This window comes from Pseudomonas sp. BRM28, assembly GCF_002939405.1.
In the GTDB taxonomy this organism is placed as follows: domain Bacteria; phylum Pseudomonadota; class Gammaproteobacteria; order Pseudomonadales; family Pseudomonadaceae; genus Aquipseudomonas; species Aquipseudomonas palmensis.
Window position 1 is genome coordinate 2,862,674 of record NZ_PEFV01000001.1, and the last position, 14,817, is coordinate 2,877,490.

A 14,817-nucleotide genomic window follows, 5' to 3' on the forward strand; every position below is an offset into this window, starting at 1 on the left:
CCATTTTCAGTGATGGCAATGCGTCACTACCTCGCCTAGCATCAACCCACCTCCCGAGGGCCGCTTCGCCGGACCCTCTGCCTGTTATCGCAACCATGGAAGGAACGCTCATGAAGAAGCGCAGATGGAAGCTGGAACGGCCACAAGCCGTGATCGATAACCGCCTTACCTAGCTAGTCAGCTCTGCCGTGATTGTCACTCACTTGCCTGCAAGTGGGTTTTTTTTGGTGCCTGAGAAACATGATGGAGGTTTGTTCATATGGAACCTTTCGTGGGTGAAATCCGCCTGTTCCCGTACAACTTCGTGCCCAAGGGTTGGCTGCCGTGCGACGGACGCCTGTTATCCACCCAAACCAACGCTGCACTGTTTTCCTTGCTCGGCACCCAGTTCGGCAGCTCCGGCAACAACCTGTTTGCCCTGCCTGACCTGCGCGGGCGCACCGCGCTGGCCCGGAACAGCACCGGCACCCCTGACCCCGGCCTGAGCAATCATACCCAGGGCCAGTCAGCCGGCACCGAGAAAGAAACACTGCCCGCCGCCGCACTCGCCCAGCATACCCATGAGGTCTATGTATCCGATGCCCTGGGCAACAGCGGGCCGGCCGGTGCGTTCCCGGCCACCAGTGCCAACCTGGCAACCCCACCGGTCGCTTCGCGCAGCACCTACGTCAAGTTCGACAGTAGCAAGCAGCAAGCGCTCAACCCGGCAACGATTCAGCCCACGCCACCCCAACAGCCCCTGGACAACATGCAGCCTTCGCTGGTGCTGCAGTACTGCATCGCCAGTGTTGGCGTTTACCCACCGCGCCCGTGAACACGCTCCTTCACATCAAGGAATGAACCATGTCTGAAGCCTTTATCGGGGAAATCCGTCTGTTCGCAGGCAACTACGAGCCACAGGACTGGGCACTGTGCAATGGCCAGCTGTTGTCGATCCAGCAGAACCAGGTGTTGTTCACGCTGTTGGGCACCACCTATGGCGGTGATGGGGTCAACACCTTCGCCCTGCCCGACATGCGCGGCCGGGTACCGGTAGGCGCCGGCGCAGGCCCCGGCCTCACGCAGCGCAACCTGGGCCAGGCAATGGGCAGTGCACAGACCACCATTGGCGTGCAACACATGCCCGCTCACTCGCATACCTTTTACGCCAGCACGCAGTTGGCCGATGCCGCCTCGCCGGTCGACACCCAGGCACCGGCCTCGCGCACACTCGGGGTGTTCACCGCGCAAAGCTCGACCAAGGGGCTGTACAGCAACGGCGGCACCAACCCCAACGTCACACTGAACTCCGCAGCAGTGTCGGTGGCGCCAGGCGGCGGGCAACCACATGCCAACCTGATGGGCAGCATGGCGCTCAACTACATCATCGCGCTGGCCGGGATCTACCCGTCGCAGCAGTAAGCCCACCCCTCTCTGAATCAAGGAAAGAGCATTCCATGGACGCTTTCTATGGTGAAATCAGGCTTCTGCCCTACAGTTTCGTGCCGCAGAATTTTCTTCCCTGCGACGGGCGTTCGTTGTTGATCCAGCAGTACAGCGTGCTGTTTTCGGTGATCGGCAACCGATTCGGCGGCGATGGCAAGACCACGTTCATGCTGCCCAATCTCAATGGTCGTGTGGTGATGGGAGCCGGCCAGGGTACCGGGTTGCCAAACGCAGCCTTCGCCAGTACCGCTGGCGCCGACAAGGTAGCGCTCAATTCCTTGAACTACCCGCCACACAACCATGGGTTCACCGCGCGCGATGGTACCGAGCCGGACCAGAGGGTCGACATCCCGAGCACCACCACTTACCTCGCCCAGCCACGCAACATCAACCTGTACAACACTGTGGGCACCACGCAGACGCTGGCCGAAGGCAGCATGACTGACGCCGGCACTGGCAACGGCAACATCGAGCGCAACCTGATGCAACCCTACCTGGCGCTGGCGTACTGCATCTGCGTCGAAGGGGAGTACCCGATCCGCAATGACTAGCCTCGAGCGCCTGGCCCGCCTGTTGCCATCGTCGTTCGTTCCCGGCCTGCGCCTGCAGGCCGAGGCGGATGACGGGTTTCTGCGCGCGCTGTTCGTGACGCGCCGCTGGGAAGAGGTGCGTGCCGCACCAGGGTGGACCGACGCGCAGCGGGTCGCGTTTCTGCACGCCCAAGCCGAGCTGCAGCAACGCCACTACGCCCTGCACTATCGCTCGGCCGAATTCCTGTTGCTGGAGCACCAGGGGCAACCGATCGGCAGGTTGTGCCTGCAGGTGGACGCCAGCGAAGTGCGGGTGGTCGATATCGCCTTGCTGCCTGCCTGGCAGGGCAAGGGGCTGGGCAGCACCCTGCTGGCTGCGGTGCTCGCGCTGGCCGACGGCCAGCACACGCGCTGTGCCCTGAGTGTGGAGCCGTTCAACCCGGCGCGCCGGCTGTATGCGCGCCTGGGCTTCGAGGTAGTTAGCGAGCAGGGCTTGTACCTGCAGATGCAACGGCCACTGACGCAGACCTGTGCCGAGGGTGCCCCCATGGAACCCTGACCACGCCGCCGTTACCTCCACGCTGCAAAACCCGCACTGCCAGTCACGGCATACGGGTTGTTCCGATGACTCTTGACCCGCGCCGCAAGCGAGTAATACCGCTACCTGGCAGGAAGCCCCATGAACAGATCCCTGATTGACCTTCGTCACCGCATGGCCCGCAGCATTGCATTGCTGGGCCTGATGCTCGTCTCGCTGCTGCTGTGCGGCCAGGCCAGTGCCGCCCCGACCCTTTCCCCCGCCAGTGGCACCGCCCTGCCGGATGTGGCGGTCAACACACCGATAGACACTTTCACTATCACCGCCACCGGCGGCGCCATGCCGATCTTCGAGTGGTACGAATGTGACCAGGATGACACCAGCATGCCGACCAACTGCCTGCCGCCCGGTCTGGTTCTGGAAACGTCGCCTGGAAGTGCGACCACCACCCTGCATGGCACCCCCACAGCCATCGGCAACTACGATTTCTGGATTTCGGCCCTTGACAGCAACGACGTCGTGGGCAAGGCCCGTTACACCCTCAAGGTCACAGGCGCAACACCGCCCCTGACCCTGACCGCCGTATCGCCCGGCAGCGGCCCCGCCATCGGCGGCACCTCTGTGACCCTGACCGGCACCAATTTTGTCGGTGTCACCGACGTGACATTCGCTGGTGTGCCCGCTACCAACATCATCGTCGTTTCCCCGACCTCGATAACCGCCACCGTCCCCGCCTACACGGCAGGCCCGGTCAACGTGACGGTCACAACGGCAAGCGGTACGAGCACGCTGACCAATGGTTTCACCTACCTCGCCGTACCGACCCTGACCATCGCTACGCCCAATTCCGGCGCCACCACCGGCGGCAATCAAGTGTTTATCTCAGGCACAGGCCTGACCGGCACCACCAGCCTCACCTTTGGCGGCACACCGGCAAGCAGCTTCACCGTCAACAGTTCGACATCGATCACCGCCATTGCGCCCGCGCATGCCGCCGGGCCCGTCAATGTCGTGGCCACCACGCCGGGGGGCAGTGCCACTTCGGTCAATGCCTATACCTACCTCGCCGTGCCGACCCTGAACACCGTCACCCCCAACTCAGGCCCCATCGGCGGTGGCACCAGCGTGACCCTCACGGGCACCGGCCTGACCGGCGCCAGCAGCGTCACCTTTGGTGGGGTATCGGCAACCGGCTGGACCATCAACAGCCCCACCCAGATCACCGCCACAATCCCGGCCGGCAACGCCGGCGTGGTCAACGTGAGTGTCACCACTGCCGCCGGCTCGGCGTCGTTGACCAATGCCTTCACCTACATTGCACCGCCGGTTGCCGGCCCGGTCAGCGCCTCTGTCGGCCACAACAGCAGCGCGAACCCTGTCACACTCAGCCTCTCGGGGGGCGTCGCCAGCAGCGTGGCCATCAGTACCTCAGCAAGCCACGGCACAGTAACGGCCAGCGGCACCAGCGTCACCTACACACCCACGGTCGGTTATGCAGGCACGGACAGCTTCACCTATACCGCCACCAACAGTGCAGGCACCTCTGCCCCGGCGACCGTGACCGTTACCGTCGGTTCCCCGACCATCAGCATCGCCCCTGCATCACTGCCTGCGGGTACTGCCGGTATCGCCTACAGCACCACCTCGCTGGCTGCCAGCGGGGGTAACGCGCCCTACGCCTTTTCGCTTGCATCTGGAGCCTTGCCCAGCGGCCTGACCCTGGCATCCAACGGCACGCTCAGCGGCACGCCGACCAGCAGCGGCAACTTCAGCTTCACGGCCAGGGCCACCGACGCGTTCAGCTACACCGGCACGCGCAGCTATACACTGACCATCGTTGCCGGCAGCATGGCCATCACCCCGGCGACATTGCCAGCCCCCATTTACAGCAGCAGCTACAGCCAACAGCTCACCGTCAGTGGGGGTGTCGCGCCCTACACCTTCAGCATCAACGGTGGCAGCCTACCGACCGGAATCGCCCTTTCCAGTACCGGTACCCTGACCGGAAGCCCCTCCAGCCCCGGTACTTACACCTTCAGCGTCACTGCGGTCGACAGCTCCAGCAACCTCACCAGCGTCAGTCAGTCCTATACCCTCACCATTGCCACGCCCTTCATAGACATCACGCCGATTACCTTGCCCGCAGCTACGGTGGGCACGGGGTACAGCACGTCGATCAGCGCCAGCGGTGGGGTTGCACCCTTCGACTACGGTATCGCCTTCGGCGCGCTGCCTGCAGGAATGAGCCTTACCAGCACAGGCACCCTGAGTGGCACACCAACCACCGCCGGTACGTTCACTTTCGGGGTGCGGGCCAGTGATACCAACAGATTCACCGGAGTGCGTCCCTATTCCTTCGTGGTTGGCCAGCAAGCGCCGGTAGCCGCCAATATCAACCAAACCCTCGCAGCCAACAGCGGCGCCAGCACGATCAGCGCAAGCCTCAGCGGGGGGCCGACCACCAGCCTGGCCGTGGTGACACCCCCTGCACATGGCACCGTCAGCATCACCGGGGCCACGGGTTTCACCTATACCCCGACCCCAGGCTATGCCGGCATCGACAGCTTTACCTATACCGCCACCGGCCCGGGGGGGACTTCGGCGCCTGCAACCGTCAACCTCGCCATCACGCCACCCACCGTGGTTATCGGCACGACCACACTGGCCAACGCCACCCAGAACGTGCCCTACACGGCCAGCATCAGTGCCAGTGGCGGCACCGCGCCGTACAGCTACACCATCGTTTCGGGCGCCCTGCCGTCCGGCATGGCCCTGGCCCCGACCGGCAGCCTGACCGGTACGCCAACCGCACCCGGCACCACCAGCTTCACCGTCAGGGTGACTGACAGCCAGAGTTTCCAGGCAAGCCAGGCGCTGAGCCTGACAGTCGTGGCGCAGGCGCCCGTGGTCGGCAACGTGTCGGCCAGTGTGGCCGCCAACACCAGCAACAACCCGCTGACCCTGAACCTGGGCAGTGCCCCGGTCACCAGCGTGGCCGTGGCCAGCAACCCACAGCACGGTACTGCGCAGGTCAGTGGCACCAGCATCACCTACACCCCGACTGCCGGTTACTCGGGCATTGACAGCTTCACCTACACCGCCACCGGCCCGGGCGGCACCTCGGCACCTGCCACGGTGAACGTTACCGTTACCCCGCCAACCCTGGTGCTAAGCCCAGCGTCAGGCTCGCTGCCGCCAGGCACCGTGGGCACCGCCTACAGCTTCGGCCTGGGTGCCAGCGGCGGGATGGCGCCGTACAGCTATGCCATCGGCGGCAGTCTGCCCAATGGGTTGACACTCAACACCTCGACCGGGGTGATCAGCGGCACGCCGACCGAGGCCGCCAACGCCACGCTGACCGTTACCGCCACCGATGCCAACGGTGCCACCGGCAGCCGTACGCTGAGCCTGACAGTCGTGGCACAGGCGCCCGTGGTCGGCAACGTGTCGGCCGGTGTGGCCGCCAACAGCCGCAACAACCCGCTGACCCTGAGCCTGGGCAGTGCCCCGGTCACAAGCGTGGCCGTGGCCAGCAACCCACAGCACGGTACTGCGCAGGTCAGTGGCACCCGCATCAGCTACACCCCGACTGCCGGTTACTCGGGCATTGACAGCTTCACCTACACCGCCACCGGCCCGGGCGGCACCTCGGCAGCCGCCACGGTGAGCCTCACCATCACCCCACCGACGCTGGTAATGAGCCCGGCCTCCGGCCCACTGCCGCCAGGCACCGTGGGCAGCGCCTACAGCTTCGGCCTGGGTGCCAGCGGCGGGATGGCGCCGTACAGCTACGCCATCGGCGCCGGCAGCCTGCCCAATGGCCTGCAGCTCGACCCGGCGACCGGGGTGATCAGCGGCACGCCGACCGAGGCCGCCAACGCCACGCTGACCGTTACCGCCACCGATGCCAACGGCGCCACCGGCAGCCGCAGCATTACCCTGGCGATCGCCGCCCAGGTGGTCACCGTGGTGTCATCCAGCGAGGCGCTCAGCCCCGGTGCTGTCGCCAGCGTCGACCTTACCCGTGGGGCCACCGGAGGGCCGTTCCTGCGCGCCCGCGTGCTGTCGTTGAGCCCAGCGTCAGCCGGGCATGCCAGCCTGACATCGATGGCCCCTGCGCGAGCAGCGCGTGCCGCCCTGTCCGGTTTCAACCTGCGCTTCGTGCCTGCCGCTGCCTTTGCCGGCACAGCAGTGGTCACCTTCAGCCTGGAGAGCACCAGCGGTGCCAGCGCGACCGGCACCGTGACCTTCAGCGTGCAGGCACGTCCCGACCCCAGCAAGGACGCCGAAGTGATCGGCCTGCTCAACGCGCAATCGCGCGCAGCGGATCGTTTTGCCAGCACCCAGATGGACAACTTCAACCGGCGCCTGGAGCAACTGCACCGCCCTACCTGTGACCGCAACTCGTTCAACGCCAACGTTCAACATGGCCGCGACAACCTCGGCCTGGGCAGCCTGGGCAAGGCGCTGCGCGACGAGCTCGAAGGCAACGGCAAGGGCAATGACGACGAGGACGCGGACGACACCCGTCGCAAGCAGCGCGACACCGCCCGCGCCACCTCAGGCGAGTGCGTCGAAGAGGCCGTGGCCTACTGGACCGATGGCTTCATCAACACCGGTTCCAACCACGCACGCGGCGCCAAGGACAACAGCTTCGTCACCTACGGACTGAGCGCCGGCGTCGACTATCGCCTGTCGCCAAGGGCCGTGGTGGGCATCGGTTTTGGCTACGGCAACGACCGCGCCGACATCGGCGAGCGGGACACCCGCAGCGAGGCCGACGCCCTGGGCCTGGCGGCGTACCTGAGCGTCAACCCGCTGTCGGAGATCTACATCGATGCACTGCTGGGCTACAACCGCATCCGCTTCGACTCGCGCCGCTACGTCACTGCCGACCCGTCCAACGGCTATGCCCATGGCTCGCGCGACGCCGACCAGCTGTTCGCCTCGCTGACCGCCAGCTACGAGTACCGCGAAGGCGCCCTGTCGCTGGCGCCGTACACACGGCTGAATGCCAGCTTCACCAAGCTGGACGACTTCAGCGAACGGGGCGGCGGTATCTACGGGCTGTCGTACGAACAACAGCGCCAGCGGTCCTTCACCTCGTTCCTGGGCGTGCGCAGCGGCTACGACATCCAGACCGGCGCCGGCGTGCTCACGCCGCGGGTCGGGCTGGCGTGGGGTCACAACTTCAGCCACAGCGACGACTACCGCATGCGCTACACCGACCAGACCAACGACGGCGTGCTGTATCGCCTGTCACCCGACCCGATGGACAGCAACTTCGTCGACCTGGACCTGGGCCTGGACTTCAGCCTCAGCCAGAGCTGGCGCCTGGGCTTCTCGTACAAGACCGCGCTGGCCACCGACGAGCGCAACGAGATGTTCCGCATCGGCCTGGACGGGCGCTTCTGACCCCTGCCCTGGCGCCCCTTTGCCGGCCTCACCGGCGAAGGGGGCTGGTCAATCTGCATGACGCCTGTCGGCAAAGGTGCCGACAGCGCGTTGCGCGGCTACAATGCGCGGCTACCGTGACCAGCCAGACTAAAAAGACATGTCCCTACCCAAGCATCACCTGGAATTGCTCAGCCCCGCCCGCGACGTGGCGATTGCCCGCGAGGCGATCCTGCATGGCGCCGATGCGGTGTACCTGGGTGGCCCGAGCTTCGGTGCCCGCCACAACGCCTGCAACGAGGTGAGCGATATCGCCGGGCTGGTGGAGTTTGCCCACCGCTACCACGCGCGGGTGTTCACCACCATCAACACCATCCTGCACGACAACGAGCTGGAGCCGGCGCGCAAGCTGATCCACCAGCTGTACGACGCCGGCGTCGACGCGCTGATCGTGCAAGACCTGGGGGTGATGGAGCTGGACATTCCGCCCATCGAGCTGCACGCCAGCACCCAGACCGACATCCGCACCCTGGCACGGGCCAAATTCCTCGACCAGGCCGGCTTCTCGCAGCTGGTGCTGGCCCGCGAGCTGAACCTGCAGGAAATCCGCGCCATCGCCGACGAAACCGACGCGGCCATCGAGTTCTTCATTCATGGCGCGCTGTGCGTGGCGTTCTCCGGGCAGTGCAACATCTCCCACGCCCAGACCGGACGCAGCGCCAACCGTGGCGACTGTTCCCAGGCCTGTCGCCTGCCCTACACCCTCAAGGACGAAAAAGGCGGCGTGATCGCCTACGAGAAGCACCTGCTGTCGATGAAGGACAACAACCAGAGCGCCAACATCCGCGCCCTGGTAGAGGCTGGCGTGCGTTCGTTCAAGATCGAGGGCCGCTACAAGGACATGGGCTACGTGAAGAACATCACCGCCTACTACCGCCAGCGCCTGGACGAAGTGCTCGAAGACCGCACCGACCTGGCCCGCGCCTCCAGCGGCCATACCGCGCACTTCTTCGTGCCCGACCCGGACAAGACCTTCCATCGCGGCAGCACCGACTACTTCGTGAGCGAGCGCAAGATCGACATCGGCGCGTTCGATTCGCCCACCTTCACCGGCCTGCCGGTGGGTGTGGTGGAAAAGGTCGGCAAGCGCGACCTGCAGGTGGTCACCCATGCACCGCTGTCCAACGGCGACGGCCTCAACGTGCTGGTCAAGCGTGAGGTGGTCGGCTTTCGTGCCAACATCGCCGAGGCCAGGGGCGAGTTCGACGAAGACGGCGAAAAGCGCTACCGCTACCGCGTAGAGCCCAACGAGATGCCCAAGGGCCTGCACCAGCTGCGCCCCAACCATCCGCTGAGCCGCAACCTGGACCACAACTGGCAGCAGGCGCTGCAGAAGACGTCGGCCGAACGCCGTATCGGCCTGGGCTGGGTCGCGCAGTTGCGTGAACACGGCCTTGAGCTGACCGCCACCAGCGAGGAAGGCATCAGCGCCAGTGCCACCCTGCCCGGCCCGTTCGGCCCGGCCAACAAGCCGGAGCAGGCGCTGGAGCAACTGCACGACCTGCTCGGCCAACTGGGCACCACCCAGTACCACGCCACCGGCATTCGCCTGGATGCGCCGCAGGCGTACTTCATTCCCAACTCCCAGCTCAAGGCGCTGCGCCGCGACGTGATCGAGAGCCTCACCGCCGCCCGCGTTGCCGCGCACCCGCGCGGCAGCCGCAAGGCCGAGACGGTGCCGGCGCCGGTATACCCCGAGTCGCACCTGTCGTTCCTGGCCAACGTGTACAACCAGAAGGCCCGCGACTTCTACCACCGCCACGGGGTCAAGCTGATCGATGCGGCCTACGAGGCCCACGAAGAGCCCGGCGAAGTGCCGGTGATGATCACCAAGCACTGCCTGCGCTTCTCGTTCAACCTGTGCCCCAAACAGGCCAAGGGCGTCACCGGCGTGCGCACCAAGGTTGCGCCCATGCAGCTGATTCACGGTGACGAGGTACTGACCCTGAAGTTCGACTGCAAGCCGTGCGAGATGCACGTGATCGGCAAGATGAAGGGGCACATCCTCGACCTGCCGCAACCGGGCAGCGTGAAGCACATCGTGGGCCATATCAGCCCCGAAGACCTGCTCAAGACCGTGCCGCGCGGCACGCACTGAGTGCCGCCCGGGCGGTCATGCGCCCTGCATGACCGCCCGCACCCGGCGGCGCAGGCCTACCCCCTGGCCGCCAGCTGGCCTTGCCTGGCCAGGGTCAGTTCCTCGATGCTGATCTCGCGCATGCGAAACTTCTGCACCTTGCCGGTGACCGTCATGGGGAACTCGTCCACCAGGCGAAAGTGCCGCGGCACCTTGAAGTGGGCGATCTGCGCCCTGGCCCATTCGCGCAGTTCGTCTTCGCTGGCACTGTGTCCGGGGTGGAACTTGACCCAGGCCACGATCTCCTCGCCATAACGGCTGCACGGAATGCCGATCACCTGTACGTCGGCGATGGCCGGGTGGGTGAAGAAGAACTCCTCCAGCTCCCGCGGGTAGATGTTCTCGCCCCCGCGAATGATCATGTCCTTGCTGCGCCCGACGATGCGCACATAGCCCTGCTCGTCCATCACCGCCAGGTCGCCGGTGTGCATCCAGCCCTCGTGGTCGATGCTCGCGGTGGTGGCCTCGGGGTTTTCCCAGTAGCCGAGCATGACACTGTAGCCACGGGTGCACAGCTCGCCGATCTGCCCGCGGGGTACCGTGAGCCCGTCGCTGTCCACCAGCTTGCTCTCCAGGCACGGCTGAGTACGCCCCACGGAGGTGACGCGCAACTCCAGCTCGTCCTCGGCAGCGGTCTGCAGCGACACCGGGCTGGTCTCGGTCATGCCATAGGCGATCTGCACCTCGCTCATGTGCATCTCGTCGATCACCCGGCGCATCACCTCGATCGGGCAGGTAGCGCCGGCCATGATCCCGGTGCGCAGGCTCGACAGGTCGAATTCATGCCGCTGCGGGTGGTCCAGTTCGGCGATGAACATGGTCGGCACACCGTAGAGCGCGGTGGCGCGCTCCTCGGCAACGGCGCGCAGGGTGCTCAGCGGGTCGAAGGCATCCCCGGGGTAGATCATGGTCGAGCCATGGGTCAGGCAGCCCAGGTTGCCCATGACCATGCCGAAGCAGTGGTACAGCGGCACCGGGATCACCAGCCGGTCGTGCTCGGTCAGGCCCAGGCTCTCGCCGACCATGTAGCCGTTGTTGAGGATGTTGTGGTGGCTGAGGGTTGCCCCCTTGGGGAAACCCGTGGTGCCGGAGGTGTACTGGATATTGATCGGGTCGTGCCAGTGCAGGCCGGCCTGGCGCTCGGCCAGGGCCTGCACGGTCACCGCCTCGGCCATGCCTTGCAGGCCCGCCCAGGGCAGAAAGCCTGTGGGCGGTTGCTCGGCCAGGCTCACCACGCCGCGCAGGGCCGGCAGGCGCTGGCAGTTCAGGCTGCCGGGGGCGACGCTGGCCAGCTCCGGCACCAGGCCGAGGAGCATCGCGTGGTAGTCGCTGGTCTTGAACGCGTCGGCGCAGATCACCCAGTTGCAGCCGGACTGCTTGAGCGCGTATTCCAGCTCGCTGCTGCGATAGGCCGGGTTGATGTTGACCAGGATCACGCCGACCTTGGCGCTGGCGAACTGGGTGATGCACCACTGCGCGCAGTTGGGCGCCCAGATGCCCAGGCGATCGCCGCGCTGCAGCCCCAGGGCCAGCAGGGCCCGGGCGTGGCGCTCGACCTCCTCGGCCAGTTGCTGCCAGCTGTAGCGCAGGCCCTGGTGGCGCACCACCAGCGCTTCACGCGCGGCGAACCTGGCCGCGGTGGCGTCGAACGCCGCGCCGATGGTCATGGCGAGCAGGTCCTTGTCCTGACGCCCCTGGGTATAGCTCGGTTGATTCATGGTTGCCCCTTGTGATTGTTATGGGCCGGCGCAGGTGGTTGCCCGCCTGCGTTGAGTCAGCGGGTGAATACCTGTGCGGTACCGGTGGCCATGTCGCCGCCTGGCAGCTTGATGTTCGCCACCAGCTCCAGGCTGTCCGGGTCGTACACCGCCACGTCGTTGAAGGTGCCGGTCAGGTACAGCTTGCTGCCGGCCTTGTCGAAGCTGATGCAGTAGTACGAATGCGCCAGGTTCGCGGCCTTGATCAGCTTCTGCTGCTTGATGTCGTACTTGGCCAGGCGGTTGAGCACGCCGAACATCTGGTTGGGGTCCTTGGGCGAGCGCATGCCGGTGAAGTACACCTCGGTGACCGGGGCAAAGTCCTGAACCTGGGTCTTGCCGGTGGTCAGGTCGACGCTGACGTAGCCGTAGACGAAGTCGGCGGTGTCAGCGTCCTGTTTCTCGTCCTTGTACTTGGCGGCGGTGTAGAGCAACGAGAAATCACGCCGGGCGGTCTGGTGAGACCAGATGTAGAGCAGGTCCGGCGGGCTGTACAGCGGGCGCTTCCAGCTGCCGGTGGGCAAGGCCACGCTGTACTGGCCGGTCTTCACGTCCAGCTTGTAGATGTCGCGCCCGGCCATGTACAGGCTACCGTCGTCCGCGGCCTGCATGATCGAGATCTGCCTCGGCACCTCGAAGGTGCGCAGCGGCTGGGCGTTCAACCCGGCGTCGGTGGCGTACACCTGCAGGCGCGGCGCCTGCACCGCATAGTGGTCGTTGAGAATCTGCGTGGGGTTGGCCACGCTGTACAGTTCCTTGCCGTCCGGGCTGACGGCGAGCGACAGCATCGACTTGGCCTGCTCGCCCGGCTTGAACGCCAGGCGCGCATGGAACACCGTCTTGCAGGTGTCCAGCTCGATGCCGTAGATATCGCCGTAGTGGTTGTTGAGCACGTAGGCGACCTTCTTGTCCGGCGCCACCTGCGCCGCGCCCGGGCCGAAGGCATCGGGCATCTGGCAGGTCTTGTACAGCGTGTCGCTGGCCACGTCGATCAGGTGCAGGTTGTTGGGGTAGTTGGTGGCCAGCAGGTATTCCTTGCCCGGCTTGAGCGCAGGCCCCGACGCGTTGGCGGGTACGTCGCTGGCCGCGAAGGCCAGGCCGACACCGGCAGCGGTGCAGATGGCAAACAGACCCAAGCTCGTCGCGGCCATGCGGCCGATGAACTGAAGCTTCATAGCGGTATCCTTTTTTATTCTTGTCGTCAGGTCACTTGTCGTTCGGGAACACGGTGGTGAGGTTGCGCCAGCCCTCGTCGGAGCTTTGCGCGTCCTTGTTCCAGTCGGGGAAGGTGCTCATCATGTCCGGCACCTGGGCCGGCCACCAGCACGGGTCGGAGCAGCCATAGAGGTCTGCCTCCATCGGCTGGCACAGCGACGCCACCCCCCCGAACACGTCCACTTCCCAGCCCGGGTCGGTGGTGGCGGTGCACCCGGCCACGCTGCTCATTGCCACCACTTCCTCGAGACGGTCTTCGGCAGCGGCCTGTTCCAGAATCAGTGCCTTGTTGTTCAGCGGCTTCAGATGTTTCATGTCAGTGCGCCTTCCGCGGGGTGATGTAACTGCTGATGAAGGCCGGGTTGGCGGCCATGATGCGGCTGTAGACCTCGATGCCGAAGTCCACCCAGTCGCGCATCAGTTCGCAGTAGTGGTAGGTGGGATGGGTCGGGTCGCCATAGCGGGCGTAGCTTTCGTGGTAGCAGCCGCCGGAACACAGGTTGCGAATGTGGCAGGTGTCGCAGCCGGTACCGCTGCGGTCCAGGCGCTGGGACAGGAAGTCGTTGAGCTCGGCCTGCTTGACCTCGCCGTGCACGTTGCCGAAGGTCGGCAGGCTGGAGCCGGTGAAACGGTGGCACAGGTTGAGCTCGCCCTTGTGGTCGACCGCCAGCATTTTCAGCCCGGCCCCACAGGGCAGCGCCTTCTTGTGGCCTTCGTGGATGTCGGTGATCAGCTGGTGCAGGTTGGAAAAACCGATGTTGCGGTGCTCCAGCGCCGCCTCCAGGTAGCGCCGGCCCAGGGCCTTCATGTTGGCGAACACCTCCACCAGTTCGTCGCCGGTGAGGTTGAAGTCGGACATGTCGCCCGAGGTGACCGGCGCAAAGCCGACCTCGGCAAAGCCCAGCTCGTTGAACAGGTGGTTCCAGATGGTCTCCACGTCGGTGATGCCACGGGTCAGCGTCACCCGCGCGCCCACCGGGCGGCTGCGGTAGCGCGACAGCAGCAGGTCGACCTTGCGCCGCACCACGTCGTAGGTGCCCTGCCCGCCCACCGTGATGCGGTTGCGGTCGTGCACGGTCTTGGGCCCGTCGATGCTCACCGACAGCCCGAAGCGATGGGCATTGAGGTAGTCGACGATCTCTTCGGTGAGCAGCGTGGCGTTGGTGGTCATGATGAATTCCACCTGCTTGCCGGCCTCGGCAAAGCGGCGCTCGCAGTAGTTGACCATGTGCTCGATCAGCGGGCGGTTGGACAACGGCTCGCCGCCGAAGAACACCACGCTGTAGCGCTCCTCGTCGGGCGACTCGCGCAGCAGCATCTCCACCGAGGCCTCGGCGGTGTCGGCGCCCATCTTCTTGCCGGCCGAGGGTTTGTCCAGGTCTTCCTTGTAGCAGTAGGTGCAACTGAGGTTGCAGCCGGTGTTGACGTTCAGCACCACGGTGTTGAGCGCTGTGCGCTCGACCCGGCTGATGCCCAGCTCCGGGGTCAGCGGCGAGCCGTCGTTGACCACTTCCAGCGCAATCAGCTCGCGCAGGGTCTCGTTGACGTCCTGCCCGGCGAAGCGTCCGGCCAGACGCAGCACCAGGTCTTCGCTGGTGCAGCTCTGCACGCGCAGGGCGTCGATGATGCCGCCGGTAACGTCATCGGTGGCGAACAGCGAGCTGCTGGGGATGTGGAACAGCATGCGGTCGTCGTCCACCCGCACTTCGTGCAGGTTACGTTCGACCAGATTCAATAATGCACCCATGGTGACCTCCGCAA

10 protein-coding genes are annotated in these 14,817 nt (G+C 65.5%); 6 read left to right on the top strand and 4 right to left on the bottom strand.

Annotated features, from left to right (window positions below):
• Window positions 1-259: 259 nt before the first annotated feature.
• The 6 genes from CR917_RS13580 (at window position 260) to CR917_RS13605 (ending at window position 10,045) form a co-directional block, all read left to right on the top strand.
• Window positions 260-814, top strand: a complete 555-nt coding sequence (locus tag CR917_RS13580) for a phage tail protein (RefSeq protein WP_054914486.1) — start codon at window positions 260-262, stop codon at window positions 812-814.
• Between the two features lie 29 nt (window positions 815-843).
• A complete protein-coding gene (locus CR917_RS13585; RefSeq protein WP_043861238.1) occupies window positions 844-1,401 on the top strand; it encodes a phage tail protein in 558 nt (185 codons plus the stop codon).
• 35 nt (window positions 1,402-1,436) lie between these two features.
• The gene (locus CR917_RS13590) at window positions 1,437-1,976 is read left to right on the top strand and encodes a phage tail protein (RefSeq protein WP_043861237.1); all 540 of its coding nucleotides are present in this window, start codon (window positions 1,437-1,439) and stop codon (window positions 1,974-1,976) included.
• Entirely contained in the window at window positions 1,969-2,514 is a 546-nt protein-coding gene (locus CR917_RS13595; protein WP_058540207.1) for a GNAT family N-acetyltransferase, read from the top strand. Before CR917_RS13590 ends, CR917_RS13595 begins: the two co-directional genes overlap by 8 nt.
• Before the next feature lie 120 nt (window positions 2,515-2,634).
• Window positions 2,635-7,908 (top strand): putative Ig domain-containing protein, encoded by a 5,274-nt coding sequence (locus CR917_RS13600; RefSeq protein ID WP_104572472.1) that lies wholly within the window; start codon window positions 2,635-2,637, stop codon window positions 7,906-7,908.
• A gap of 139 nt (window positions 7,909-8,047) precedes the next feature.
• A complete protein-coding gene (locus CR917_RS13605) occupies window positions 8,048-10,045 on the top strand; it encodes a U32 family peptidase (RefSeq protein ID WP_043861235.1) in 1,998 nt (665 codons plus the stop codon).
• Window positions 10,046-10,101: 56 nt separating this feature from the next.
• Here the strand turns inward: CR917_RS13605 and CR917_RS13610 are convergent, their stop codons facing one another.
• The 4 genes from CR917_RS13610 to peaB are packed head-to-tail and all read right to left on the bottom strand — an operon-like array spanning window position 10,102 to window position 14,803.
• A complete protein-coding gene (locus CR917_RS13610; RefSeq protein WP_104572473.1) occupies window positions 10,102-11,802 on the bottom strand; it encodes an AMP-binding protein in 1,701 nt (566 codons plus the stop codon).
• 56 nt (window positions 11,803-11,858) lie between these two features.
• Complete coding sequence (peaD, locus tag CR917_RS13615) at window positions 11,859-13,016, bottom strand: quinohemoprotein amine dehydrogenase subunit beta (RefSeq protein WP_082405698.1); 1,158 nt, start codon at window positions 13,014-13,016, stop codon at window positions 11,859-11,861.
• Window positions 13,017-13,047: 31 nt separating this feature from the next.
• Window positions 13,048-13,371 (bottom strand): quinohemoprotein amine dehydrogenase subunit gamma, encoded by a 324-nt coding sequence (gene qhpC, locus CR917_RS13620; RefSeq protein ID WP_054914481.1) that lies wholly within the window; start codon window positions 13,369-13,371, stop codon window positions 13,048-13,050.
• 1 nt (window position 13,372) lies between these two features.
• Entirely contained in the window at window positions 13,373-14,803 is a 1,431-nt protein-coding gene (peaB, locus tag CR917_RS13625) for a quinohemoprotein amine dehydrogenase maturation protein (protein WP_104572474.1), read from the bottom strand.
• Between the last annotated feature and the right edge of the window lie 14 nt (window positions 14,804-14,817).